The sequence below is a fragment of the Collinsella sp. AM20-15AC genome (assembly GCF_003471405.1).
Taxonomy (GTDB): domain Bacteria; phylum Actinomycetota; class Coriobacteriia; order Coriobacteriales; family Coriobacteriaceae; genus Collinsella.
Genome location: NZ_QRJA01000004.1, coordinates 26,908 through 51,888, shown reverse-complemented (window position 1 = coordinate 51,888; position 24,981 = coordinate 26,908). Strand labels below are relative to the sequence as shown.

The window sequence follows — 24,981 nt, the reverse complement described above, 5'->3', positions numbered from 1 at the left end:
CTTTTGGCTTGTCTACAATAACTCCCGTAAAAAGAAATGCGGAAGGTTACCGAGTCCCTCGGACGTGGGCCTAACCAAAGTCTTTGAACGGGTGTGTCTCTATGGATGCATTCGCTTGATTTTGGTTGGGCTATATTTATGAAGGGACATGCCAACATGGGTTTCTTTTCTCGCCTGATGGGCGGTTCGGATGAGCAGAAGACTGCAGCTTCCGAGTTCGAAATCCTCGCTCCCGTTTCCGGCGAGCTTGTTCATCTAGAAAATACCAATGACCCCGCTTTTAGCAGCCGTGCCGTGGGCGATGGCGTTGCCGTGGTTCCCCAAGAGGGAACGGTGTGCGCTCCTGTTTCCGGCACCGTCGCGGCGCTGTTTCCGACTGAGCACGCGCTGGGCATCATGTCCGACGACAGCTCTGCTCAGGTGATGCTGCATATCGGAATCGACACTGTTAAACTTGAGGGCAAGGGCTTCCATGCGCTTGTTGCTCAGGGTGACCATGTCGACGCGGGCCAGCCCCTCGTCGAGGTCGATTTCGAGGCGGTTCGCGCCGCTGGCTTCGACCCCACGGTCTTCGTTATCGTGTGCGAGCGTTCGGAGAACTCGACTCTTCGTGAGCATGCTTCCGGCCCTGTTGCTGTTAAAGAGCCTGTCGTCTGGCTTTCCGAGTAAATTCTTGTGGTGGGTACCGTGGTTATCAAGCGAGTTTTCAACAATAACGTCGCAATGGTCACTTCGGACGATGGCTCCGAGCTCATCGTCATCGGCCGAGGCCTCTGCTTTGGCCGCCATGCCGGCGACGCTATCGACGAGGCGTCGGTCGAAAAGACCTATGCGCTGCAGGAGGGAACTTCTCAGGATTCGCGTACGATTGACCGCTTGGCACATCTTTTGGAGTCCATCCCCACCGTCAACCTCGTGATTTCCGAGGACATCGTTCAGATGCTCCGTCGAGAGCTCAATGTTGATATCAACGACAAGATTCTCATTGCTCTCGCAGACCATATCAGCCTTGCTTTGGAGCGCGAGCGCAAAGGCGTTCCCTGCGAGAACCCGCTGCTGCTCGAGATCCAGCAGTTCTATCGCAAGGAGTACGCGCTTGCGGGCCGTGCGCTGCAGATTATCAAGGAGTATATGGGCATCCAGATGAGCGAAGAAGAGCAGGGTTTTATTACGCTGCATATCGTCAACGCCACCATGCCGCAGCGCTCTGACCGTCTGATTGTTTCGGTCCAGCTTGTTCGCGACGTGCTCGCGATTGTTTCCGAGCACTATGCCACGACCCTTGACGTCACCTCGTTGCCGTACGAGCGTTTCGTTCGCCATCTGCAGTTTTTTGCGCAGCGAGCGCTCGATCCCGCGGCGGGGCAGGTCAATGGCGACGCGCTGTTCCGTATCGATGAAACGGCGTATCCGAGGGCGTTCTCGTGCGCGGAGTCAATTGCCGACCACTTGGCGTCTACCTATAACGTTGTCGTTACCGATGCCGAGAAGAGTTATCTCGCATATCACATTGTTAACCTGCTTGGAGAACCTGGTCTCTAGGCATAACGTGCCCACACATCGATTGATATAAGGCAAGGCTCACGGTCTTGTCTAGGGCACACCTATCTCAATTTGCGGAAAAGGAAGGGGAGTACCGCTATGACCGCAAAAAAGAAGTTCAATTTCAAAGCGCCGTTGGAGGTGTTCGCGAAGTCGATCGTTCAGCCGATGATGTATCTCTCGGTTGCCGGCATCCTGCTCATCGTGGGCATCATTCTGACCAACAAGACCATCTGCGCCGTGGTCCCCGTGCTGGGCTCCGGCCCGTTCCAGCTTGTGGGCGCCGTTGTCTATCAGTCGCTGATGTTTATCATCAACAACCTCTCGATTCTGTTCTGCGTGGGCATCGCCGGCGCCATGGCAAAGAAGAACAAGGGCCATGCTTCGCTGATCGCCCTGATGTCGTTCTTCCTGTTCCTGCAGGCCAATAACATCGTGCTCAACGCCACCGGTTCTCTTGCCGAAGCGAGCGGCATGCTCGGCCTTACCGGAACCGGCCAGGCCACCGTTATGGGCATTCAGGTCCTCGATACCGGCGTGTTTGGCGGCATCATTCTTGGTTGCATCACCGGTGCCGTGTTCAACAAGTACTCGAACAAGCAGTTCCCCATTGCTCTTTCGATGTTCTCGGGCGTTCGCTTTCCGTTCCTGATCATGATCATCATTTCCTGGATCATGGGTGCTGGCTTCTGCATCGTTTGGCCTCCGGTTCAGGGTGCCATCTCCTCCGTTGCCGGCATCATTAAGGAATCGGGCAACATCGGTCTGTTTATCTACGGCATGCTCAACAAGCTGCTCGTTCCCACCGGTCTGCACCACCTCATCTACACCCCGTTCCAGTTCTCCGATGTGGGCGGCACCCTTACGCTGGGCGATCAGGTTATCGCCGGCGCCTATCCCATCCGTGTCGCCGAGATGGCAATGACGGGCCAGCCCTTCTCCGATAGCACCTACTTCAACAGCTATACCTTCAACAACCTGTGGCCCTACATCGGTATCGGTCTCGCCTTTATCTTCACCGCCTACAAGCAGAACAAGGACAAGACCAAGGCTGTCATCATCCCGCTGATCATCACCGCCGTGCTTTCCTGCGTGACCGAGCCCATGGACTTCCTCTTTGTCTTTGCCGCTCCCGTGCTCTTTGTCGTTCACTCGGTTCTTTCCGGCATCTTCCTGGTCCTGCTCAAGGTCCTCTCCGTGCCCGCTTCGACTGCAGGCGGCATCATCAACATCGTGGTTTCCAACCTGGTTCTTGGTGTCGATAAGACCAACTGGCCGATGATGCTCGTGCTCGGAGTCGTCAACGCCGCGCTGTACTTCTTCCTCTTCACCTTCCTTATTAAGAAGCTCAACCTCCACACGCCTGGTCGCGAGGAGGAGTCCGAGCTCGCCGAGTCCGTTGCCGAGGGCGAGGCCGCCGCGTCTGTCGCGGTGAAGCAGGGCGCTGTTGCCGCAGCTCCCGCAGAGGGCGTCGATGCAGGTATTGCCGACCTGGTCGCAGGTCTTGGCGGCAAGGACAACATCGAGGAGCTCGAGAACTGCTTTACGCGTCTCCGCGTGAACGTTAAGAACCCGGACCTCATCGATGAGAGCCTCATCAACCACGTGCCCAACAGCGGCATCAACCGCAACGGCAACAATATCCAGATCATCTTTGGCATGAAGGTTGCCGAGATGCGCGACAAGGTCGAAAACGCAATTGAGAAGGAGCAGTAAACAATGATCATTACTCTGTGTGGTGGCGGATCCACCTTTACCCCCGGCATCGTCAAGTCCATCGCTCTGCGCAAGGACGAGCTCGACGTTGACGAGATTCGTCTGTACGACATCAACGAGGAGCGCCAGCGCAAGATCGGCGTGCTCGTGGACTGGATTCTGCACGAGGACCTCGGCCTGGACATCAAGCTCACGGTGACCACCGACAAGGAGACTGCCTTTACGGATGCCAGCTTCGTGTTTGCCCAGATGCGCGTGGGCGGCTACGCCATGCGCGAGCAGGACGAGAAGATTCCGCTGCGTCACGGCTGCGTGGGCCAGGAGACCTGCGGTTGCGGCGGCCTTGCCTACGGCATGCGCACCATCTTCCCCATGGTCGAGCTGATCGATGACGTTGAGAAGTACGCTAAGAAGGACTACTGGATTCTCAACTACTCCAACCCTGCTGCCATCGTGTCCGAGGGCTGCCGCGTGCTGCGTCCCAACGCTCGCATCATCAACATCTGCGACATGCCGATCGCGATCATCGACGTGGTTTGCGCCGCACTCGATATCGACAAGAAGGATGTCGAGTACGATTACTTTGGCCTCAACCACTTTGGTTGGTTCACCTCGATCCGCCACAAGGGCGAGGAGGTGCTCCCGCAGCTGCGCGAGTACATCAAGGAGCATGAGATTCTGCTGCCCGACTCCTACCTCAAGGGCATGGGCTCGCTCATGGCAAAGAAGCCCGAGGAGGCCACTGACGAGCACCCCGAGCAGAACCGCCACACCAAGGGCAGCTGGTACTACGTCTGGAAGGGCGAGTACGAGATCATGGAGTGCTTCCCGGAGTACCTGCCCAACACGTATCTGAACTACTACCTGCAGCAGAAGGAGTTCGTCGAGCATTCCAACCCCGAGCGCACCCGTGCTAACGAGGTTGAGGAGACGCGTGAGAAGAACCTCTTCGACGGCATCGACCACTACGAGAAGACGGGCGAGATCGACGAGAGCACGTTCTATGCGGGCAGCCACGGCGACTGGATTGCCGACCTGGCTATCGCTCTGAAGAACGATACCAAGCAGCGCTTCCTGGTCATTTGCGAGAACAAGGGCGCTATCCCCAACATGCCCTACGACGCTATGGTCGAGCTGCCTGCCTACATTGGCAAGAACGGCCCCGAGGTCATCAGCCGCGACAACATTCCGCTGTTCCAGCAGGGCCTCATGATGCAGCAGCTGAACTCCGAGAAGCTCGTGGTCGAGGCTACGATCGAGGGTTCTTACGAGAAGGCGCTCAAGGCCTTCACGCTCAACAAGACCGTACCGTCGATGAAAGTCGCCAAGGAAGTTCTCGACGACATGATCGAGGCCAACAAGGGCTACTGGCCCGAGCTTAAGTAAAAGCAACAGGGTCGCTGGCCGCATACCTAGAGCAATGCCCCGTCCACGTGATTGCGTGGACGGGGCATTGTCATTTGGTAACGCGTTTTATCAAATATGGCATTTATCTGCGGAAATGTTCGTTTTCACCGCTAAGGACGACGTTTCATACCGCCTGCCGAAGCGTGTCGCTGCCAAACAATTTTATAGGTCAGTGTTGTGCGTGTAGCAACTTCGCCCGGTCTCGCCTCCGGGCTGCCATGTGAGAGGGGATCTTATGGCTCGACTGCACGTAATGGAACGCAGCCACGCTCAGGCCGTCATGGACGATCTGCACGATGCGCTCGGACGCCGTCTGGCGGTGAGCTCGCTCGCCCCGTGTCCCGTGGAGTTTACGGCAGCGCTCGTCAACCTGTGCTCCACCCAGAGCTGCGGCAAGTGCACGCCCTGTCGCGTGGGCCTGAGCGCGCTGAGCGACCTGCTTGCCGATGTGCTCGAGGGCCGCGCCGACGAGTCCACGCTCAACCTGACTGAGCGCACGGCCCGCACCATCTACCTTTCGAGCGACTGCGCCATCGGCTACGAAGCCGGCGCCATGGCACTCACGGCCATTCGCGGCTTCCGTGACGATTTTGAGCATCACATCCGCGAGCACTCCTGCGGCTTTGACCGCGAGGCCCGCGTCCCGTGCGTCTCGGGCTGCCCGGCGCACGTCGACATTCCCGGTTACATCTCGCTCGTCGAGGCAGGCCGGTATGCCGACGCCGTCAAGGTCATCCGCAAGAACAACCCACTGCCGCTCGTCTGCGGCTTGGTGTGCGAGCATCCCTGCGAGATGCATTGCCGCCGCGGCATGGTCGACGATCCCATGAACATCCTCGCCCTCAAGCGTTTTGCCGTTGAGCACAGCGACCTCAACGACCACAAGCCGCATGTAGTGGACGACACCGGTAAGCGCGTCGCTGTGATCGGCGGCGGCCCGGCCGGCCTTTCCTGTGCCTACTACCTGGCCGTGATGGGTCATAAGGTGACCATCTTTGAGCAGCGTCACCACATGGGCGGCATGCTGCGCTACGGCATTCCCAGCTACCGTCTGCCGCGCGAGCGCCTGCAGGCCGAGATCGACTGGATCTTGAGCGCCGGCATCGACGTTGAGCTCGATCACTCCGTCAACGGCGAGGAACTTGCCCGCCTGCGCGACGAGTTCGATGCCGTCTACCTGGCCATTGGCGCCCACAGCGATAAGAAGCTCGGCCTTCCGGGCGAGGAAGCGCTCGGCGTGGAGTCGGCCGTCAAGATGCTGCGCGCCATCGGCGACGACGAGCTGCCCGACCTGAGCGGCCAGCGCGTGTGCGTCATCGGCGGCGGCAACGTGGCCATGGACGTGGCGCGCTCCGCCGTGCGCTGCGGTGCCGAAAAGGTGAGCATCGTCTACCGCCGTCGCATCTGCGACATGACGGCCCAGGACGCCGAGATCGCCGGCGCCCAGGCCGAGGGCTGCGAGGTACTGGAGTTGACCGCCCCGCTCGCCATCGAGACGGGCGAAGATGGTCGCGTGAGCGGCCTGCGCGTGCAGCCGCAGATTATCGGCGAGCCCCGTCGTGGGCGTCCGGCCCCGCGTGCCGCCGCCACGCCCGAGCGCGTCATTCCTTGCGAGCGCGTGTTTGTGGCCATTGGCCAGGACATCGATTCCAAGCCGTTTGAGGAGATGGGCATTGCCTGCAAGTGGGGCTGCGTGGTCACCGACTCGGACGGCGCCGTGCCCAACTTCGACGGCCTCTTTAGCGGCGGCGACTGCCAGACCGGCCCCGCCACGGTCATCCGCGCCATCAACGCCGGCCGCGTTGCTTCGGCAAATATCGACCGCTACCTGGGCTTCGACCACAAGATCAAACTCGAGGTCGAGCTGCCGACCGTCCAGTTTAAGGGCAAGCACGAGTGCGGCCGCTGCGAGCTGGGCGAGCGCGAGGCCGGCGAGCGTATTCACGATTGGGATCTGGTCGAGCAGGGCCTTACCGAGGAGGAGGCACACCAGGAGGCGAGCCGCTGCCTGCGTTGCGATCACTTTGGCTTTGGCGCGTTCCGCGGAGGGAGGAACCTGGAATGGTAGAGCTCAACAACCCCACCGTCAGCGACAACACCGAAAATGGAGCGCATAACATGGTCAAGCTCACGATCGATAATTGCGAGGTCGTGGTGTCCGAGCACACCACGATCCTGGATGCAGCCAAGTCCGTCGGCATCCAGATTCCCACCCTGTGCTATCTGCGCGATCTAAACGAGATCGGCGGCTGCCGCGTGTGCGTGGTCGAGGTCGAGGGCTGCGACCAGCTGGTTGCCGCCTGCAACAACTACGTGCTCGACGGCATGGTGGTCCACACCAACAGCCCCAAGGCTCGCGAGGCTCGTCGCACCAACGTGCAGCTGCTGCTGTCGCAGCACGATGCGCAGTGCGCGAGCTGCGTGCGCAGCGGTAACTGCAACCTGCAGACCATCGCCAACGACCTGGGCATTTTCTACCTGCCGTATCAAAAGCACTTGGCGCGCGAGGGCTGGGACTTCGATTTTCCCATCATTCGCGACAACGACAAGTGCATCAAGTGCATGCGTTGCATCAAGGTGTGCGAAAACGTGCAGGGGCTGGGGATTTGGGACCTGACCAATCGCGCCACGCACACCGCCGTGGGTACCCGCGGGCGCGCGCCGATTGGCAAGACCGATTGCGTCGCATGCGGCCAGTGCATCACGCATTGCCCGACGGGCGCGCTGCGCGAGCGTGACGACACCGAGACCGTGTTCGACGCTCTCGCCGATCCCGACAAGATCGTGCTGGTGCAGATCGCGCCGGCTGTGCGTAGCGCTTGGGGCGAGGAGCTCGGCATCCCGCGCGAGGAGGCCACCGTCGAGCGCCTGGCGTGCGCGCTGCGCCGCGTGGGCTTTGAGTACGTGTTCGATACCGATTTCTCGGCCGACCTCACCATTATGGAGGAGGGCTCCGAGTTGCTCGAGCGCCTGGGTAAGGCCGCCAAGGGCGAGGGCGACAGCCGCGGCTGGCCCATGTTCACGAGCTGCTGCCCGGGCTGGGTGCGCTTTGTGAAGGCGCGCTATCCGGAGTTTGTCGACAGTCTGTCCACGTCCAAGTCGCCGCAGCAGATGTTCGGCGCTATTGCCAAGACCTACTACGCCAAGGTGCTGGGCGTGGAGCCCGAGCGCCTGTTCGTGGTGTCCGTGATGCCGTGCACGGCCAAGAAGGCCGAGTGTGCGCTGCCGAGCATGGTGGGCGAGGGCGGTGCGCCCGACGTGGACGTTGCGCTGACGGTGCGCGAGATGGTGCGCATGATCCGCGCGAGCCACGTGAGCGTGGAGACGCTGGCCGAGGAGCCGCTCGATACGCCGCTGGGCTTTGGCACAGGCGCGGGTGTGATCTTTGGCGCCACGGGCGGCGTGATGGAGGCCGCCGTGCGCTCGGCCTATTACCTGGTGACGGGCAAGAACCCCGACGCCGACTTCTTTACCGACGTGCGCGGCCTGGACGGCTGGAAGGAAGCCGTGGCCGATATCGATGACACCAAGGTTCGCGTCGCCGTGGCACACGGGCTGGGCAACGCCGCCCGTCTGCTCGACGCGATTCGCGACAGTCGCGTGAGCTATGACTTCGTTGAGGTCATGGCGTGCCCGGGCGGCTGCGTCGGTGGCGGCGGTCAGCCCATCCACGACGGCTGCGAGCTGGCAGCCGAGCGCGGTCAGGTGCTGTGGGGCCTGGATGCCGCTGCGGACATTCGCTTCTCGCACGAGAATCCCGATGTCCAGGCGTGCTACCGCGAGTTCCTGGGCGCGCCGCTCTCGCCGCTGGCCGAGGAGCTGCTGCATACCGATCATCACGCCTGGTCGATGCCTAACGAAGGGACGTGCTAACGATGCGCGCGTTTGATTTTGAGATGTCGCGCCGGGGGTTTGCCTCGGCGCTTGCCGCGGGCGCGCTGTCGCTTGCGCTCGCGGGCTGTGGCGGCGGGGCTGCCGGTGCCGGGTCCGCCGCGGACTCGGCTGCCACGGACGGCGCCGGTGCTGCTGCAGAGCCGGTCGCGGTGCACGTCGCCTCGCTCAAGGGACCGACCTCGATTGGCCTGGTGCAGTTTATGGACCAGGCTGCCGATGGCGAGACGGACAATGAGTTCGACTTTGCGATCAACACTGCCGCCGACGAGATCGTGCCCAAGGTCATTCAGGGCGATATCGACATTGCCCTGGTGCCAGCCAACGTGGCGAGCGTGCTCTACAACAAGACCGAGGGCGCGGTGCAGGTCATCGACATCAACACGCTGGGTGTGCTGAACGTGGTGACGGGTAACGCGGACGTTACTTCGTTTGGCGACCTGGCGGGTCGCACCGTCTACATGACGGGCAAGGGCACGACGCCGGAGTACGTCATGAACTACCTGCTGGAGCGCGCGGGCCTGACCGGCCAGGTGACGCTCGAGTTTAAGTGTGAGCCCACCGAGGTGCTGTCGGCCCTGCTTGCCGACCCGTCCGCCGTGGGCGTGCTGCCGGAGCCGTTCAAGACCGCTGCCATCGCCAAGAGCGAGGGCAAGCTGTCGGCACCGGTGAGTCTGACCGATGTGTGGGACGAGCTGGCAGGTGACACGGGTTCGCGCCTGCTGACGGGCGTGACCGTGGTGCGACGCGCGTTTGCCGAGGAACATCCCGATGCCGTGGCGGAGTTCTTGAGCTGCCATGCGGCGAGCGTTAAGGCTGTCAATGCGGCGCCGGCAGACTGGGCGCAGGCCGTGGTCGATGCCGGCATCGTTGACAACGCCAAGATCGCCGAAAAAGCGATTCCCGGGTGCATGCTCGTGTGCCAGACGGGGAAGGATATGAAGGCGGCGCTCGGTGGGTACCTGCAGGTGCTGGCCGATGCGGATGCGAGCGCCGTGGGCGGCAAGCTCCCGGCTGACGATTTCTACTACTTGGAGTAGCCCGTGCGTGCGTTTGCTCGACAAATGACAGAGCGTGTGAAGGCGGTGGCGGCAGCAGGTGCCGTCGCCGCCTTTTGGCTTGCCGTGTGGATGCTGGTGGCGGTGCTGGTGGCGCAGCCGCTGATTTTGCCGGGGCCGGGTGCTGTTGCCTTGGCGCTGCTGCGCCTGATATGCGATGCCGGCACGTGGGCGATTCTGGCGGGCTCGGGCGCGCGGATACTGGGCGGGCTGGCGCTTGCCGCGGTGTGTGGTGGCGTGCTTGCTGGGATTTCGTCACGTTCGCGGGCGTTTGCGTACCTGGTGGCTCCGGCGCTGTCGTTTGTAAAGGCGACGCCGGTTGCCTGCGTGGTGGTCCTGCTGCTCATTTGGCTGGGGTCGGCACGTGTGAGCATCGCGGCGGTCTTTTTGATGGCGCTGCCGGGCGTATATTTCTCACTGGTCGAAGGCTTGTCGCAGGTGGATAAGCCACTGGAGCAGATGTTTCGTCTGCATGGCGTGCGGGGCTGGCGACTGTTTTGCGCCCACACCTGGCGCGAAGTCCTGCCGTTTGTGCTTTCGTGTGCGCGTGCCGTGATCGGCATGAGCTGGAAGGCCGGTGTGGCAGCCGAGCTGATCGGCATGGCGGTGGGCACCGTGGGTGAGCGCATCTATCAGGCGAAGCTTTTGATTGAGACGGCCGACCTGCTGGCTTGGACCGTGCTGGTCGTTGCCGCCTCGTGGGCGTGTGAGCGCGTGCTGGTGTGGCTGCTGCGGGTTTCGGGGCCCGTGGCGTGGGGTGCGGCCGTGCGGGCGCATAGGCATGGGCTGCGCGGGCGTGCGAGGGCTGCGGGCGATGGCGCTGCGGCGGAGCTTGCGCTTGCCGTGGGCGATCGCGCGCCCTGGGCACCGGCGCTCGACGGACTGGTGCTCAACGTGCCCGCGGGTGGGCGTATCTGTGTGATGGGCGCCTCGGGTGCGGGTAAGTCGACGCTCCTTGCCCTTGCGGCAGGGGAGTGCGCACCGTGCTCGATGGTGTTTCAGGATGCACGCTTGGTCGAGTCCGCCTCGGCGCTGGATAACGTGCTGGTGTGCGCCGATGCACGCGTGGACGCCTCGAGTGCTGCGGCCCTGTTGCGCTTGCTGGTGCCGGGGGTCGATGTGCATGCTCGCGTGGCCGAGCTTTCGGGCGGGCAGCGCCGTCGCGTCGAGATCGCTCGAGCCCTGCTGTGCCCGGGCGGCGCGGTGATTCTTGACGAGCCCTTTACCGGCCTGGATGTCGTCGCGCGCGATGCGACGGCCGAGGTCGTGCTCGATCTGCTCGACGGTCGCACGCTCCTACTCGCCACACACGATGCCGCTGACGCTCGGGCCCTCAATATCTCGGACATCATCACGCTCTAAATACTAACTTAGCAACAAAATGATCCGTTTTTCTCCGTCCCCATGGGGTCAGGTGTGGTATTCTATCTGCGGGGTAATACTTAGGAATACCAAGTAATACCAACGCCGCAGAAACAAACTCCGGATGCGGGCCAATCGGGTTGCCTTCACAGCCCGTCGCCCAGCCGCGTGGCCCGCATCTATCCGCACCACCGTCGTTTCAAAAAGGGAGCGCCATGGCAGAACACATGACCCCGGTTGTCGCGAAGGTCTTGCCCGAGGAAAAGGCGGCCTTCGCGGCGGCAACCCAGCTCGTGGGCACCACGCCGTCCAACGCCATCCGCATGTTTATCGCCGCGTTCAATCGCTGCGGCACCTTCCCGTTCGACATCTCGCCCAACGGGGCCTTTGGCAAAGACTGTCCCCAACAACTAGTCGTTGAAGAACGTCCCCAATGACTAGTCGTTGGGGACGTTCTTAAATGACTAGCTGTCGGGAGGAGGTTGGCATGCTCAATGCGATGATTTGGGCGCTTGCCTGTTTTGGCGTCGTCGCTGCCGATATCGCCCTGAGCGTGGTTTTGTTCTCCGCTCTGGGCGTCGCATCGGTGTTCATGGGCTTTTCGATTGACGACCTCGATATTCAATTGCTTCAGGCTGCCGCGCAGATGGCATCGTTTTTAATGGCGCTGCTGTGGTGGCGTTATCTGTGGCCGCGTTCGTTTATAGCACGCCGGCAAAGCGCGCATCCGCTCGGCGGGGGAGCGCGTGGGGCGTGGAAGCGCATCGTCTGCGTTATCGTGATTGGCCTTGCCCTGCAGGTGGTCGTTGGCTACGTGACCGACGCCGTGCTGTCGCTGTTGCCCGAGGCCGCGGCCGACTACAGCGAACTTGTCGAGGAGACGGGCATGGGTGACACGAGCTATCTGGCCGTCCTGACCACGGTGCTCGGCGCTCCGTTTTGCGAGGAGCTGCTGGTGCGCGGTATCATTTTTGAGTTTTCGCTCCGAGCGTTTAATCCGCAGTGCCGCCCACTTTGGAAGCGCCTGCGTCGTGCGGGTGCGCAGGACGGCGCCATGGTGTCCTGGGCGGCCCCGAGCACGTGGGGTATCGCCGCGGCGGTCGTGCTGCAGGCGGCGATCTTCGGTTTTATGCACATGAACTGGGTGCAGGGCTGCTATGCGGGCGCCGCGGGTCTGGTCTTTGGCTGGGTGCTCGTGACCACCGGAAAGCTCCGCTACACGATCCTGCTGCACTTTGCCTTTAACGCCGGGTCGTACCTGATGGGTCTGTTGTGGTTTGTGAACACACCGCTCGACGTGGTAATCACGGTCGCTATCGCCGGCGTCATCCTCGTTGAGGCTATGCGCTCGCTGCGCCACGCGTGTGGGATGGGCGCAGCGAGCGCGCCGCTGCCCTAGTTGCGACGCCCGCCTCCGTTGGCGCCCTGACGCCCCTGAGCTGCACGGTTGCGCCCGGCAGTGTTCTGTGCACGCGACATGCCGCCGTGCCCCTTGCTGCCTTTGGGTCCCTTGCCGCCAGCGCCACCGTGCGGCTTGCCGCCTTTCTTGCCGGTGCCATGCCCACCGCCAGCAGACGTCTCACCCGGGCGCGGCGGCACGGGGCGGATTAGACAGTGTTTGGTGTAGCCGATCAGGTCACGACGCCCGGCTTTTTCCAGCGCCTCGCGCACCAGCTTGTAGTTCTCGGGCTTGCGATACTGGATGAGCGCGCGTTGCATGGCCTTCTCGTGCGGGTCGCGTGCCACGTAGATCGGCTGCATGGTGCGTGGGTCCACGCCGGTGTAGTACATGCAGGTCGACATGGTGGACGGGGTGGGGTAGAAGTCCTGCACCTGCTCGGGCATGTAGCCCATGTCGCGCACGGCCTCGGCAAGGTCCACAGCTTCCTTCATGGTCGAGCCGGGGTGGCTCGAGATCAGATACGGCACCACGTACTGCTTGAGTCCGTATTCGCGGTTCAGGCGTTCAAATTTACGGCAGAACGCGTCGTAGACGGCGCGGCTCGGTTTGCCCATCACGGAGAGCACCGCGTCGCTCACATGCTCGGGCGCTACGCGCAGCTGGCCCGAGACATGGTGCTCCAGCAGCTCGCGCAAAAACTCGTCCGAGGCGTCGGCCATGGTGTAGTCAAAGCGGATGCCGCTGCGGACGAAGACCTTCTTGACGCCCGGCAGCTGGCGCAGATCGCGCAGCAACTGTGTGTAGCCGCTCTCGTCGACCACCATGTTCTTGCACACACTCGGCCACAGGCAGCGCTTGTTCTTGCACACGCCATGCTTGAGCTGTTTGTCGCAGGCAGGGCGGCTAAAGTTAGCCGTCGGTCCGCCCACGTCGTTGATGTAGCCCTTAAACTCGGGATCGCGCGTGAGCAGCTCGGCCTCGCGCATGATCGAATCGTGGCTGCGCATCTGCAGCGCGCGGCCCTGGTGGAAGGTGAGCGCGCAAAACGAGCACTCGCCAAAGCACCCGCGGTTGGAGCTGATCGAAAACTTGATCTCGGCAAAGGCCGGTACGCCGCCCGCCGCGTCGTAGTCGGGATGCCAATCGCGGGCGTAGGGGAGCTCGGCGACCTCGTCCATCTCGTCGGTGGTGAGTGTTGCCGATGGCGGGTTCTGCACCACATAGACGCTGTTGGGATAGGGCTCTACCAGGCGATGACCGGTGATGGGGTCCATATTCTGCTGCTGCACGTTAAAGCTGCGCGCGTAGTTGAGCTTGTCGGCGGCAAGGTCGTCCCAGCTGGGCAGCAGGTCGTAGTCGTAGACCTCGTCGAGCGAGCTGGTGCGGTAGACGGTGCCGTTGATGTAGGTGATCTGATCGACGGGCAGTCCCGCGTCGAGCGCGTCGGCGATCTCGACAATCGCGTGCTCGCCCATGCCGTAGATGAGGATGTCGGCGCCCGAGTCGAGCAGTACCGAGCGCTTGAGCTTGTCCTGCCAGTAGTCGTAGTGGGCCAGACGACGCAGGCTCGCCTCGATGCCGCCGATGATAATGGGGGCGTCCTTGAACGTTTGGCGGATGAGGTTGCCGTAGACCGTGACGGCGCGGTTGGGGCGGTGACCCTCCTCGCCACCAGGGGTATAGGCGTCGGTGTGGCGGCGGTGCTTGGTCACCGAATAGTGGTTGACCATGGAGTCCATGTTGCCGGCGCTGACGAGAAAGCCCAGGCGTGGCTCGCCAAGCACCGTGATGCTGGCGGGGTCGGTCCAGTTGGGCTGACAGATAATGCCCACTTTGTAGCCGTGCGCGTCGAGGACGCGGCTGATGATGGCCATGCCAAAGCTAGGGTGGTCCACGTAGGCGTCGCCGCAGATGTAGACGAAGTCGCACTGGTCCCAGCCACGCGCATCCATGTCGGCGCGGCTGACGGGGAGGAACTTGTCGCGGCCCGGACGCCAGGGGCGTGAGGGCGCTGCTGAGGCATGCGTGGGTCGCGAGCCCTGCGCCTTGCCGCCGCGCTTTTGCTGCTGGCCCTGTTTGCCCTGCTGTCCACGTTGGCTGTTCTGAGCGTGCTGAGGCTTTTTTGCCACGATCCCTCCCGGTGTTTGTATGCTGCACGTAATTGTAACCAGTCTTTTTGGGACGGGGCTAAAAAGACTGGTGGAGTACATGGGCTGGCGGATCGGCGTGTCGATGCGGGTGTCGGCGCCGCGCCCGCCGTTTGTTTCCAGACTGTGTATCCGCGCGTTGGGGAGCCCGTCTCGCGCGCATGCCATGTTGTCAATGGGTTACAGTATGAACGGCGGCTATGTTTCCGCCAACGCACGAGAGAGTCGTCAACAAGGAGGATGCACGACGATGCAGCGTGCCAAACAGATATCGGAGTCTATTGAGCTGGGCATCATCTTGGCGCTCGCCGGTGGCTTTATGGATGTGTATTCGTACATTGGGCGCGATCATGTTTTCGCCAACGCGCAGACGGGCAACATCCTGCTCGTGGGCGTGAGCATCTCGGAAGGCAACTGGGCACTGGCGGGGCGCTACTTCTTCCCCGTGGTGTCGTTTGCTGTGGGCATTATGCTTGCCGACCTGGTTCACGAGCGGTTTGGCAGTGTGATTCACTGGCGCCAGGTGACGGTGTTTTTTGAAGCCGTTATCTTGCTGGGCGTGAGCTTTATCCCGGGCGGCGGTTACAACCTGCTCGCCAACTGCCTTACTTCGTTTGCCTGCGGTATGCAGGTCGAGAGCTTCCGCAAGATTCATGGACACGGCATCGCCACGACCATGTGTATCGGCAACCTCCGTAATGCCTTGCAAAACGTGGACGATTACATCATTACCCACAAGCGCGGCTTTTTGGAAAACGGCCTGCTGTACTTTGGTGTGATCTTTACCTTTGTGTTTGGCGCCGTGCTGGGCAATTGGTGCATTGAGCGCATGGGTCTGCACGCCATCGTCGTGGCGAGCGTGCTGCTGTTTGTCGCGTTTGCCATCATGTTCATCGACCGCGAGCGCGACTTGCGTTTTCGCTGGAAGGTTGCGGCCGAGGCTTGGAAAGAGGGCTGTCGAAAGTAACCGAATGCGGCAAAGGGACAGCCCCTTTGCCGCAATATATTTTCATCTCTATGTAGTACAGCTTCAGGAGCCAGAAAAAAACTATCTAGCTCCTGAATGTTGTTACGAACTGCTTTTTGCAATTTATTCGAGATGCTCTTCAATCCGAGCCCTCAGAAGGGCAATGGCTGTGGGTATTCCAATTGCGGCGGCTAATTCGGCTTTATCCAAAACCTGTATGTTAAAGCACGATTGTTTATCACATTGAAGGACGTTAACTGAAGATAGCTTCACTTCCCGTTGACTGAGTATATCGTAATCTCCAAATAGGAAGTTACCTTTTATTGTGTAATTCGGTATGTTCGTTACGCACTTCATCTCAAGTCTGTTTAGGCCATAATCGAACACCGCAACTTCCTTGTGTTCGATGATGAGCGCAACCCTGGGCATGTTACTAAAACCACCGTCGACGACAGTAAAGAGCTTTTCATTTGCATCGTCATAAACGGTGTATTTAAGACTCAATAGCTGTCCTAGTGGACCCGTGAACCCATGTCTTTTGATGTTGAGGTTGTCTCCCGCTGGGTTGACGAGAGCCAGAGCATGCGGATAAGGGTTACCTTCAATTGAGATTCGATATTCGTTTGTAGCCGTCTTGCTCGATTTAGGACCAGTAGCCATCACGCGTCATCGCCTCGATCGAATTGGAACCGTCTTCTACTTCGTGCGGAGAATTGCGCTGTACGTTGCGGTACATGCAGCTGCAATAACCGCATGGGCAATTTCTAACAAAATGAATGACGCTATTTGCTGCATGCATTTTATTTACTATAAAGTATCCTTTTATAAACGTATTGTCAAACATATATTGCTAAAACAGAAACAATTTATAGACTGAGTTGGTCGTATTCTTTGGGCGATTGCTCCTATAATCTAGCCTTCGCTGCTGTCGGGAGGGAAGGACTGGGGCTCCGTTATTATGTTGAAACGCTTTAACACTTTTGACGTTCTCACGCGTTTTTTGTTTCAAAAGCGTTAGGATGGAACTTGCAGCGCGGGGCGTAATGGGTGCCCCGCACACGATGGGAGGCTATCAATGGCTAATCGTTTCGTTCTCAACACCATTTCTTATCATGGTTCCGGCGCCATCAAGGAGATCCCCGGCGAGCTCCAGCGTCGCGGCTACAAGAAGATCTTCGTCTGCTCCGACCCCGATCTGGTCAAGTTTGGCGTTACCGCTAAGGTGACCGACGAGCTCGACGCCGCCGGTATTGCTTGGAGCCTCTACTCCGAGATCAAGCCCAACCCCACTATCCAGAACGTCAAGGACGGCGTCGAGGCTTTCAAGGCCGCCGAGGCTGACGCTATCGTGACCATCGGTGGCGGCTCCTCCATGGATACCGCCAAGGCCATCGGCATCATCATCAACAACCCCGAGTTCGCCGATGTCCGCAGCCTCGAGGGTGTTGCTCCCACTAAGAACCACGCCGTGTTCACCATCGCTGTGCCGACGACCGCCGGTACCGCCGCCGAGGTGACCATCAACTACGTCATCACCGACCCCGAGAAGGTCCGCAAGTTCGTGTGCGTCGACACCAACGACGCCCCTGAGGTCGCCGTCGTCGACCCCGACATGATGGCTTCCATGCCCGCCGGCCTGACCGCTTCTACCGGCATGGATGCTCTGACCCACGCCATCGAGGGCTACACCACCAAGGGTGCTTGGGAGCTCTCCGACATGTTCCACTTTGAGGCCATTAAGCTGATCAGCGAGAACCTGCGCGACTCCGTTGCCGAGGCCAAGTCTGGTCAGCCCGGCTCCGGCCGCGAGGGTATGGCTCTTGGCCAGTATGTCGCCGGCATGGGCTTCTCCAACGTCGGCCTGGGCATCGACCATGCCATGGCTCACACCCTGTCTGCCCACTACGACACTCCGCACGGCGTCGCTTGCGCCATGCTGCTGCCGATCGCCATGGAGTTCAACAAGCCGGTTTGCGCCGAGCGCCTGGCCAAGGTTGCCGTTGCCATGGGTGTTGACACCACGGGCATGAGCACCGACGAGGCTGCCGACGCCGCCATCGCCGCCGTCAAGCAACTCTCCGCCGACGTGAACATTCCGCATGTCTGCGAGGCCATGAAGGCCGACGAGATCGAGGTCCTGGCCAAGGACGCCATGGCTGACGCCTGCTTCCCGGGCAACCCGCGCGAGGCGACGCTCGACGACGTCATCGAGCTCTTCAAGAAGATCTGCCCGGCTGCCTAGCCCAGTTTGGTGGTCCTTCGCCCGTAGGCGTATGGTCTTTTGACTTGCTGCTGGCCCCGCCGTGCTACGCACGGCGGGGCTTTTTGTGCTGCGTCGATGCCCTGAGGCGAGCAAAACTAAGGCATGCTGCCCGCTGCGGATAGGTGGTGCACTTCTCAGCGTACATTTTTGGGAGTATTCAGCAAGCTCTGAAAAATGCATAACGTTGTGAATGGGCCGCAGTGGCTCGCAGGTGCCCATCGACAACCATTGCGGGTGGGCTATCGATGAGCGGAGGGGGCTGTCACCGCGTTTTTGGTTTGCGACGACCTGCAACACTGCTGTAACCACGTCGCTTTGCCGTTTGCGATGGGGCTGACGGGGTCCACGGTGCTGAATACTCCGTATTTTGCACGGTCCAAGGTGGGGTACCCTGAGACGAAGCAAATAGATGCCTCATATTTATGCAGATACCGATAGGATTTATGCAAGATTGGGACTGTAAACCGAACGCGTGCACAAAACCGGTGCGGGGACGTCTGGAGTCGGCTCGGTTTCTAGAGTATTGCACGTGCAGAACGGTTAAAATCGGGGCTCGGTCTTAGTTTTACTTGGAAGGATGCATATGGCTTCTAATGTTGATGCTTCTCTAGAGGAGACGCTCTCCTATATTACTGACCAGTTGAAGGCGCTTACCTCGATTGCTTCACCTACGGGCTATACCCGTGCGGCTACTGACTATCTAATGGAAACGTTGCGCGATATGGGCTTTGGCCCCGAGCGCTCCAATAAGGGCAACGTGTTGGTTGAGCTTGGTGGTGAGGGCGAGCCGCTTGTCCTGGCGAGCCATGTCGATACCCTGGGCGCTATGGTGCGCTCCATCAAGGACAATGGTCGCCTGCGTCCCACGACGCTCGGCGGGCATCAGTGGTCTACGGCCGATGGCGAGAACTGCACCGTCTACACGCGCGACGGCAATGTCTACACGGGTGTGGTCCTCAATACCGAGCCTTCGGCGCACGTGGCCGACGAGCCGGTCAAGACCATCGAGAAGAACATGGAAATCCTGCTCGACGAGAACGTCGACAGCAAGGACGACGTGCTCGAGCTGGGCATTCAGGCTGGAGACATCATCGCTATGGATCCGCGCACCACGGTGACGGAGAGCGGCTACATCAAGAGTCGTTTCCTTGACGACAAGCTGTCCGCGTCGATTCTGCTGGGTTTGGCCCGCGCCGTTGCTGGCGGCGAGGTGACGCTTTCGCGCAAGGTATCGCTGCTCTTTACCGTGTACGAGGAGGTCGGTCACGGCGGCGCTTTCGTGCCGGCCGATACGCGCGAGATGATCAGCGTTGACATGGGCTGCGTGGGCGACGACCTGGGCTGCACCGAGCGCATGGTGTCGATTTGCGCCAAGGATTCGGGTGGCCCCTACAACTACGATCTGGTAACCACGCTGTCCAATATCGCGCGCGAGCTTAAGCTCGATTACGCCATCGACGTGTACCCGCATTACGGTTCGGACGTCGAGGCCACGCTCTCTGCCGGCTACGACATCCGTCACGGCCTGATCGGCCCCGGCGTGTACGCGAGCCACAACTACGAGCGCAGCCACATCGACGGTGTGCGTAACACCTTTGAGCTGGTCCGCGCCTACGTGCAGCGCTAAGGAAGCAGTTTGCGACTCGGCTGACCAATCGCTAAGGCCCGATTTCTCGGGCCTTTTTTCGCTTTAGGTCGTTTAGTATTATGATGTAAGTAATCTATTAATTAAACACGTAAATTACTTAACGAGGTGATGCGGCATATGAATACATCTGAGTACTTATCTATGGGTGATGCCGCCCGCCTGTTGGGCGTTACGAAAGCTCGCATATCGCAACTTGCCGCATCGGGGACACTTGTGTGCGATATTGTGGGCGGCCGGAAGATGGTCGAGTACAATTCTGCGATCGCCTATCAAAGGGTCCGCAAACGAGGGCGCCGTCCTGCAGCCGATGTGGGACGTAAGTTTACGCTGATGTCGGCCGACCATGAGGTCGCTCATGTCTCATTTGATCCGACGCGTGAGTTTCCCTTCGAAATCGCCGAGGTCCTCGATGCGCAACGAATGCCGTTTGGCACATGCTCGAGCTCTTCTCCTACGGTGAATAAACGGGAGCTCAACGTGTGGTGGAGCCATCGGTCGGTGCCTGACGTCCGCCCTGGACTCGTCTCGCGCTATCGTGAACTGGGAATTGCCAGTGGCATCGAGGTTCCGGTTCGGTGCCTGGGCTTATCGCTTTCGGATTGTTATTGGCTGCGGCCGGCCGATTGCGCCGAACTCAAATGGCAAAGCATCAATTACTTCGAGAATGATTTTGAGCGATCGGCGCCCGAAGAGCGTTCGGGTTGGCTGGAAGGCATCGGTCTAAAAAATCCGGATAACACGTCCGAGGGCGAGCTCCCTAAATCGTGGATGATCCGAAACGGCATTCGCGTTTTGGCTAAAGGGTGCGGGATGGACGACCAACGGCCCTTTAACGAGGCAGTTGCAACGGCTCTGCATCGTCGCTTGCTTTCCAAGGGGGAGTTTGTTCCTTACACGGTTGAGCGCATGTTCGATGGCCCTGTGTGTCTGTGCGACGACTTTCTTGACGGCCGCGAGGAATATGTTCCGGCTGTTTACGTTAAGAACGCCCTTGGTGGCCAGCGAGGAAGCTCGACGTACGACCGGTACTGCCGCTTTCTTGGTAAGCATGGAGCAGACGAGGCCGCTGTGAGAAGGTCTATGTCGCAGATGATCGTTTGCGATGCCCTTTTGGCCAACAGCGATCGCCATTGGCGAAACTTCGGTATCATCCGCAATGTCGACACCCTGGAGATAAGGCCTGCACCGCTGTTCGATAGCGGTAACTGTCTGTGGTATAACGTGCCAACTGTCTTGCTCGCGGCTGGCGAGTTTGGGTTTGCTGCTAAGCCGTTTGGGCCCGACCCTTCCGTCCAGCTGGCGCTTGCGGACTCGCTCGATTGGTTCGATTCATCGCGGCTCAACGGATTTGTTGATGAGGCGATCGAGATTCTTTCGCAGAGCGAATGGGCCACGGCGGAGGGTCGACTCGAGGCCATCCGCCGCGGCCTCGAGCGTCGCATAATCGAGGTTGGTGCCGCTGTTGAGGTACTTCGACACGTGCAGCGATAAACCCGCGGCTACTTAAGTGCGCCGGTCACGGTGCCGCCGCCCAGGACGATGTCGCCGCGGTATATAACGACAGCCTGGCCGGGGGCGATGGCGCGCTGCGGCTCGTCAAAGGTCAGCAACATTTGCCCGTCTTCGCCGCGCGTAAGGATCGCTGCCTGGTCTTTCTGTCGGTAGCGGTACTTGGCGCCCACGCGGATGCCGCCGGCATCCAGCTCGGCTTCCATGTGGTCGGCAGGGGCGCTCCAAATCCAGTCGTTGGCCGTGAGCGCCGTGGCCGTCAGGTCCTCGGCCTCGCCCAGATGCACGGTGTTGTTGACGGCGTCGACACCCGTTACGTACACGGGATGCGCCATCGCGACGCCCAGGCCTTTGCGCTGGCCGATGGTGTAGCGCAGCGCGCCGTTGTGGCGCCCGACCACGCTGCCGTCGCGCCACACAATGTCGCCCGGTGCAGCGGGATGTCCGCAGCGGCGCTCGATATAGCCCGCGTAGTTACCGTCTGGAATAAAGCAGATATCCTCGCTTTCGGCCTTCTTGGCGTTGATGAAGCCCTGCTCGGCGGCAATCCGGCGCACGTCGCGCTCCTTGTCCAGACCCGCCAGCGGAAAAATCGTGCGCGCCAGACGCTCCTGCGTAAGCGAATACAAAAAGTAACTCTGGTCCTTTTTGGGGTCCTCACCGCGATGCAGCTGCCAGGTGCCGTCTGCCGCCTGGCTTGTTTTGGCGTAATGGCCCGTGGCGATGTAGTCGCAGCCCATGTCCAGCGCTGCATCGAGCAGCGCGCCAAACTTAATGTGGCGGTTGCAGATAATGCACGGATTGGGCGTCAGCCCCTCCTGGTAGGCGTTCACAAAGCGCTCGATTACGTTACGGTCGAAGGTTTGCTGCAAGTCGAGCACGTGGTGGGGAATGCCTATGCGCTCGGCGACGGCCTCTGCGTCGGCGATGTCGCGGTCGACCTTACTCATGCCCGTGGCGGGGTCGGGTGCGGGGCAGGTGAGGCGCATGGTGGCGCCGACACATTCGTAGCCCTGGCTTTTGAGCAGATATGCGGTCACGCTGGAATCGACGCCGCCGCTCATGGCGATGAGCACGCGCTTGTTGTGCATGGGGAGGTTCTCCTTGGTGGCATGTGGCCAAAAAAGAAAAGCGGCGCGGGAGGCTGGTTCCGCGCCGCAGACATTGTAGCAAGTTCGGGCGTCCTGTGGGACACCCTGTTGGGATGAGCTCAGGCTGCCAGAAGAGAGGGGAGACCGGCGTGCCTTGGACTCGTTCTAGGAACGAGAGCTCTAGTCCTGGAAGAGTGCCGTGGACAGGTAGCGCTCGCCGGTGTCGGCGAGCAGCGCCACGATGGTCTTGCCCTCGTTCTCGGGGCGCTTGGCCAGCTGCAGTGCGGCCCACACGGCGGCGCCGGACGAAATGCCCACGAGCACGCCCTCCTTGTGGCCCACGGCGCGGCCGGTGGCAAAGGCGTCGTCGTTCTCGACGGGGATGATCTCGTCGTAGACCTGGGTGTCGAGGACGTCGGGCACAAAGCCGGCACCGATACCCTGGATCTTGTGCGGGCCGGCCTGGCCTTTAGAGAGCACCGGGGAGGTGGCGGGCTCGACGGCGACGACCTGAATCTCGGGGTTTTGCTCCTTGAGGAACTCGCCCACGCCGGTCACGGTGCCGCCGGTGCCGACGCCGGCGACGAAGATGTCGACCTTGCCGTCGGTGTCGTCCCAGATCTCGGGGCCGGTCGTGGCCTTGTGAATGGCCGGGTTCGCGGGGTTCACAAACTGGCCGGCGATGATGCTGTTGGGGGTCTCCTTCTGCAGCTCCTCGGCCTTGGCGATGGCGCCCTTCATGCCTTTGGAGCCGTCGGTGAGCACGAGCTGTGCGCCGTATGCCTGCATCAGCTTGCGGCGCTCGACGGACATGGTCTCGGGCATGGTGATGATCACCTTGTAGCCGCGGGCCGCCGCCACCGAAGCGATGCCGACGCCGGTGTTGCCGCTCGTGGGCTCGATGATGGTGTAGTCGCCGCCACGCACGAGCTTGCCGGCCTTCTCGGCCTCGTCAATCATGTTTTTGGCGACGCGGTCTTTAACGGATCCGGCGGGGTTGAAGTATTCCAGTTTGACGAGCACGCGGGCCTTGAGGTCCTCGTCGGCCTCAAAGTGGGTGAGCTCCAGAAGCGGGGTGTGGCCGATAAGCTGATCGATGGACGTGTAAACATTGCTCATGGTGAACCTCCAAAGTGTTCAAATGACTGGATACCGTGTGGTTTTACGGTGTGTGTGGCAGAGAAACCCACAAACCTTATAGGTTGTTCGTTTTGCTGTTGGCAAGCATAGTAGACAGTAAAGCCTAGTAACGCAATAGGAAATAGAAGATTATTACGAGTCGATTAACCATCTTGACGGGAATAGGTATTTTCAAAACCAATTTTTCGGCTAGAATTTCTACGAATTAAAAGACCGAAAGGCAGCTATATATATGTTGGTTTCCACAAAGGGCAGATATGCCCTGCGCGTTATGGTCGACCTGGCCGAGCACCAGGCGACAGGCCGTATCCCGCTTAAAGAGATTGCGGCGCGTCAGGGTATTTCGGAGAAGTACCTCGAGAATATTCTGGCTACGCTCGTGCGCGCCAACATGCTCTCGGGCATGCGCGGCAAGGGCGGCGGCTATGTGCTCACGCGCCCGCCCGAGCAGTACACGGTGGGCGAGATCTTGCGCCTGACCGAGGGCAGCCTGGCGCCGGTCGCCTGCCTGGATGGCGACTGCAAGGGTTGTTCGCGCTCTGACGATTGCCCCACGCTCGACGTGTGGAAGAACCTGGACAAGCTTATCAACGACTACCTCGACGGTGTGACGCTCGATCAACTTGTCGCTCCCAACGAAGGCTACGATTACGTCATCTAACCCACACCTGCCATTTGGGGACGGAGTGGAAATGGCAGATTCTCTCGCCCTTTGAGACTTGGCAAATAAGAAGGCCGCCCATTTTTGCGATGGGCGGCCTTCGTTTTGGGCTGTTGAGACGGGCGCGGCCGGAATGGCCGTTTTAGCCCTCGGCGATGCTGTCGAGGATGCTGCGCATGATGGACACCAGGATGCTGCCCATAAAGGCCGATCCAAAGCTGGCGATGGAGATACCCGCGCCCAGCAGATTGACCGACAGATAGCTGGCCAGCTCGAGCATAAAGCTGTTGACTACGAGCTGAAAAATACCCAGCGTAATGATCGTGAGCGGCAGCGAGATAACCGTCAGAAACGGCTTGACGAGCGAATCGACGATGTTCAGGAACAGTCCCACGAAGGCGAAACAGACCCAGGCCTCGGCAAAACCGAAGGGCTGGATGCCGGGGACGAGGAACGTGGCAATCGCGATGGCGATCGAGGTAAAGAGCCAGTTAAGCATAAAGCGCATGGTGTGAATCCTTTCTTGCGCAGGGTGCGTCGGTGTCGCGTGAAGCGGTTTGCTGCGGCGGCTTGGACGGCCGCTCGGGCGTGCCGCCTTGTTCGGCCGCCCATTGTCTCAGATATTCGTGGAGCTTACGTGCGCATTCGGTTTCAAAACGGCGTTCGTCCTGAAAAACGCGCCGCTGGCAGAGAGTCTTGTCGCTTTAGTTTGGTGGTGTGCTACACTGCTACGGGCAAAAGCCACAGGCGTTGCCCTATTGCATAGAACGGGCGAACGATGCCCGATGTCAGTATCAACTTCGATGCCTTATGGCGGGTTTGGCGGTGATCGATGAATATCGAGAACATGTTTGACAAGCCTGATGTCAAGCAGCTGGTCCACGCATTTAGTCTTTTGGATGACGAGAAGGATATCCAGGCGTTTTTGACCGATATCTGCACGCCGCGCGAGATCTGCGATCTTTCGCAACGTCTGCAGGTTGCGCGTTATCTGGATGAGGGCGAGCCTTATGTTGAGGTTCAGGCCCGCACCGGCGCTTCGTCCACTACGGTGAGCCGCGTTTCAAAGGCGCTGAACGGCGAGTACGGCGGCTATCGCAAGATCCTCATCAAGCTGGAGGATGGCGAGTAGGCCAGCGACAACAATGAATTACGAAGAACCGTCCCTCCGGGGGCG

21 protein-coding genes are annotated in these 24,981 nt (G+C 60.4%); 16 read left to right on the top strand and 5 right to left on the bottom strand.

The features are described 5' to 3' along the window. Positions 1–156: 156 nt before the first annotated feature. The 10 genes from DW233_RS02250 to DW233_RS02205 all read left to right on the top strand — a co-directional run bounded on the left by DW233_RS02250 (position 157) and on the right by DW233_RS02205 (position 12,375). Positions 157–669, top strand: a complete 513-nt coding sequence (locus tag DW233_RS02250; RefSeq protein ID WP_158559620.1) for a PTS glucose transporter subunit IIA — start codon at positions 157–159, stop codon at positions 667–669. 18 nt (positions 670–687) lie between these two features. Continuing rightward, the gene (locus tag DW233_RS02245) at positions 688–1,542 is read left to right on the top strand and encodes a PRD domain-containing protein (RefSeq protein ID WP_117862088.1); all 855 of its coding nucleotides are present in this window, start codon (positions 688–690) and stop codon (positions 1,540–1,542) included. Positions 1,543–1,641: 99 nt separating this feature from the next. Further along, complete coding sequence (locus DW233_RS02240; protein ID WP_118266476.1) at positions 1,642–3,258, top strand: PTS transporter subunit EIIC; 1,617 nt, start codon at positions 1,642–1,644, stop codon at positions 3,256–3,258. Between the two features lie 3 nt (positions 3,259–3,261). Next, the gene (locus tag DW233_RS02235; protein WP_055310193.1) at positions 3,262–4,644 is read left to right on the top strand and encodes a 6-phospho-alpha-glucosidase; all 1,383 of its coding nucleotides are present in this window, start codon (positions 3,262–3,264) and stop codon (positions 4,642–4,644) included. A 256-nt stretch (positions 4,645–4,900) separates the two neighbouring features. Next, positions 4,901–6,733, top strand: a complete 1,833-nt coding sequence (locus tag DW233_RS02230) for an NAD(P)-binding protein (RefSeq protein ID WP_118266474.1) — start codon at positions 4,901–4,903, stop codon at positions 6,731–6,733. Positions 6,734–6,783: 50 nt separating this feature from the next. Continuing rightward, positions 6,784–8,538 (top strand): [FeFe] hydrogenase, group A, encoded by a 1,755-nt coding sequence (locus DW233_RS02225; RefSeq protein WP_118266526.1) that lies wholly within the window; start codon positions 6,784–6,786, stop codon positions 8,536–8,538. Positions 8,539–8,540: 2 nt separating this feature from the next. After that, positions 8,541–9,596 (top strand): ABC transporter substrate-binding protein, encoded by a 1,056-nt coding sequence (locus DW233_RS02220; RefSeq protein ID WP_118266472.1) that lies wholly within the window; start codon positions 8,541–8,543, stop codon positions 9,594–9,596. 3 nt (positions 9,597–9,599) lie between these two features. After that, positions 9,600–10,976, top strand: coding sequence for an ATP-binding cassette domain-containing protein (locus DW233_RS02215; RefSeq protein ID WP_147357118.1), 1,377 nt, complete (start codon positions 9,600–9,602; stop codon positions 10,974–10,976). Between the two features lie 215 nt (positions 10,977–11,191). Further along, positions 11,192–11,413, top strand: a complete 222-nt coding sequence (locus DW233_RS02210; protein ID WP_117757910.1) for a hypothetical protein — start codon at positions 11,192–11,194, stop codon at positions 11,411–11,413. 50 nt (positions 11,414–11,463) lie between these two features. After that, entirely contained in the window at positions 11,464–12,375 is a 912-nt protein-coding gene (locus DW233_RS02205; protein WP_158567785.1) for a CPBP family intramembrane glutamic endopeptidase, read from the top strand. On the opposite strand, the gene DW233_RS02200 is transcribed toward DW233_RS02205, so the two are convergent. Continuing rightward, positions 12,372–14,507 carry a YgiQ family radical SAM protein gene (locus tag DW233_RS02200; RefSeq protein ID WP_233547908.1) on the bottom strand — a complete coding sequence of 712 codons (2,136 nt, stop codon included), beginning with the start codon at positions 14,505–14,507 and terminating at the stop codon, positions 12,372–12,374. The two genes, DW233_RS02205 and DW233_RS02200, sit on opposite strands and share 4 nt — an antisense overlap. Before the next feature lie 268 nt (positions 14,508–14,775). Between DW233_RS02200 and DW233_RS02195 the strand changes: the two genes are divergently transcribed. Continuing rightward, on the top strand, positions 14,776–15,492 hold the full coding sequence (locus DW233_RS02195) for a YoaK family protein (RefSeq protein WP_117639796.1): 717 nt from the start codon (positions 14,776–14,778) through the stop codon (positions 15,490–15,492). Positions 15,493–15,615: 123 nt separating this feature from the next. On the opposite strand, the gene DW233_RS02190 is transcribed toward DW233_RS02195, so the two are convergent. After that, on the bottom strand, positions 15,616–16,152 hold the full coding sequence (locus tag DW233_RS02190) for a hypothetical protein (protein ID WP_147357117.1): 537 nt from the start codon (positions 16,150–16,152) through the stop codon (positions 15,616–15,618). Between the two features lie 415 nt (positions 16,153–16,567). Here DW233_RS02190 and fucO point away from each other — a divergent pair, with 415 nt between their 5' ends. The 3 genes from fucO to DW233_RS02175 all read left to right on the top strand — a co-directional run bounded on the left by fucO (position 16,568) and on the right by DW233_RS02175 (position 20,894). Beyond that, positions 16,568–17,734 (top strand): lactaldehyde reductase, encoded by a 1,167-nt coding sequence (fucO, locus tag DW233_RS02185; RefSeq protein WP_022094861.1) that lies wholly within the window; start codon positions 16,568–16,570, stop codon positions 17,732–17,734. Between the two features lie 604 nt (positions 17,735–18,338). Then, positions 18,339–19,382 (top strand): M42 family metallopeptidase, encoded by a 1,044-nt coding sequence (locus DW233_RS02180; RefSeq protein ID WP_118266464.1) that lies wholly within the window; start codon positions 18,339–18,341, stop codon positions 19,380–19,382. Between the two features lie 138 nt (positions 19,383–19,520). After that, positions 19,521–20,894, top strand: a complete 1,374-nt coding sequence (locus DW233_RS02175) for a DNA-binding protein (RefSeq protein WP_147357116.1) — start codon at positions 19,521–19,523, stop codon at positions 20,892–20,894. An 8-nt stretch (positions 20,895–20,902) separates the two neighbouring features. On the opposite strand, the gene mnmA is transcribed toward DW233_RS02175, so the two are convergent. Next, positions 20,903–22,003 carry a tRNA 2-thiouridine(34) synthase MnmA gene (mnmA, locus tag DW233_RS02170; protein WP_118266460.1) on the bottom strand — a complete coding sequence of 367 codons (1,101 nt, stop codon included), beginning with the start codon at positions 22,001–22,003 and terminating at the stop codon, positions 20,903–20,905. A gap of 180 nt (positions 22,004–22,183) precedes the next feature. After that, positions 22,184–23,122: a cysteine synthase A gene (cysK, locus tag DW233_RS02165; protein ID WP_055250951.1), complete on the bottom strand. Its 939-nt coding sequence runs from the start codon at positions 23,120–23,122 to the stop codon at positions 22,184–22,186. Positions 23,123–23,375: 253 nt separating this feature from the next. On the opposite strand from cysK, the gene DW233_RS02160 reads away from it, so the two are divergent. Beyond that, positions 23,376–23,804, top strand: coding sequence for an Rrf2 family transcriptional regulator (locus DW233_RS02160; protein WP_118266459.1), 429 nt, complete (start codon positions 23,376–23,378; stop codon positions 23,802–23,804). Positions 23,805–23,946: 142 nt separating this feature from the next. Here DW233_RS02160 and DW233_RS02155 read toward each other — a convergent pair whose 3' ends face one another. Continuing rightward, a complete protein-coding gene (locus tag DW233_RS02155) occupies positions 23,947–24,312 on the bottom strand; it encodes a phage holin family protein (RefSeq protein WP_055250947.1) in 366 nt (121 codons plus the stop codon). Between the two features lie 324 nt (positions 24,313–24,636). Here DW233_RS02155 and DW233_RS02150 point away from each other — a divergent pair, with 324 nt between their 5' ends. After that, the gene (locus DW233_RS02150; protein ID WP_022094855.1) at positions 24,637–24,936 is read left to right on the top strand and encodes a YerC/YecD family TrpR-related protein; all 300 of its coding nucleotides are present in this window, start codon (positions 24,637–24,639) and stop codon (positions 24,934–24,936) included. Positions 24,937–24,981: the final 45 nt, after the last annotated feature.

What these genes read in the sequence shown, in the direction of transcription:
- DW233_RS02250 (WP_158559620.1), top strand. Translation starts at nt 157, where the DNA reads ATGGGTTTCTTTTCTCGCCTGATGGGCGGTTCGGATGAGCAGAAGACT.
- DW233_RS02240 (WP_118266476.1), top strand. Translation starts at nt 1,642, where the DNA reads ATGACCGCAAAAAAGAAGTTCAATTTCAAAGCGCCGTTGGAGGTGTTC.
- DW233_RS02235 (WP_055310193.1), top strand. Translation starts at nt 3,262, where the DNA reads ATGATCATTACTCTGTGTGGTGGCGGATCCACCTTTACCCCCGGCATC.
- DW233_RS02230 (WP_118266474.1), top strand. Translation starts at nt 4,901, where the DNA reads ATGGCTCGACTGCACGTAATGGAACGCAGCCACGCTCAGGCCGTCATG.
- DW233_RS02225 (WP_118266526.1), top strand. Translation starts at nt 6,784, where the DNA reads ATGGTCAAGCTCACGATCGATAATTGCGAGGTCGTGGTGTCCGAGCAC.
- DW233_RS02220 (WP_118266472.1), top strand. Translation starts at nt 8,541, where the DNA reads ATGCGCGCGTTTGATTTTGAGATGTCGCGCCGGGGGTTTGCCTCGGCG.
- DW233_RS02210 (WP_117757910.1), top strand. Translation starts at nt 11,192, where the DNA reads ATGGCAGAACACATGACCCCGGTTGTCGCGAAGGTCTTGCCCGAGGAA.
- DW233_RS02205 (WP_158567785.1), top strand. Translation starts at nt 11,464, where the DNA reads ATGCTCAATGCGATGATTTGGGCGCTTGCCTGTTTTGGCGTCGTCGCT.
- DW233_RS02195 (WP_117639796.1), top strand. Translation starts at nt 14,776, where the DNA reads ATGCAGCGTGCCAAACAGATATCGGAGTCTATTGAGCTGGGCATCATC.
- DW233_RS02190 (WP_147357117.1), bottom strand. Translation starts at nt 16,152, where the DNA reads ATGGCTACTGGTCCTAAATCGAGCAAGACGGCTACAAACGAATATCGA.
- fucO (WP_022094861.1), top strand. Translation starts at nt 16,568, where the DNA reads ATGGCTAATCGTTTCGTTCTCAACACCATTTCTTATCATGGTTCCGGC.
- DW233_RS02180 (WP_118266464.1), top strand. Translation starts at nt 18,339, where the DNA reads ATGGCTTCTAATGTTGATGCTTCTCTAGAGGAGACGCTCTCCTATATT.
- DW233_RS02175 (WP_147357116.1), top strand. Translation starts at nt 19,521, where the DNA reads ATGAATACATCTGAGTACTTATCTATGGGTGATGCCGCCCGCCTGTTG.
- mnmA (WP_118266460.1), bottom strand. Translation starts at nt 22,003, where the DNA reads ATGCACAACAAGCGCGTGCTCATCGCCATGAGCGGCGGCGTCGATTCC.
- cysK (WP_055250951.1), bottom strand. Translation starts at nt 23,122, where the DNA reads ATGAGCAATGTTTACACGTCCATCGATCAGCTTATCGGCCACACCCCG.
- DW233_RS02160 (WP_118266459.1), top strand. Translation starts at nt 23,376, where the DNA reads ATGTTGGTTTCCACAAAGGGCAGATATGCCCTGCGCGTTATGGTCGAC.
- DW233_RS02155 (WP_055250947.1), bottom strand. Translation starts at nt 24,312, where the DNA reads ATGCGCTTTATGCTTAACTGGCTCTTTACCTCGATCGCCATCGCGATT.
- DW233_RS02150 (WP_022094855.1), top strand. Translation starts at nt 24,637, where the DNA reads ATGAATATCGAGAACATGTTTGACAAGCCTGATGTCAAGCAGCTGGTC.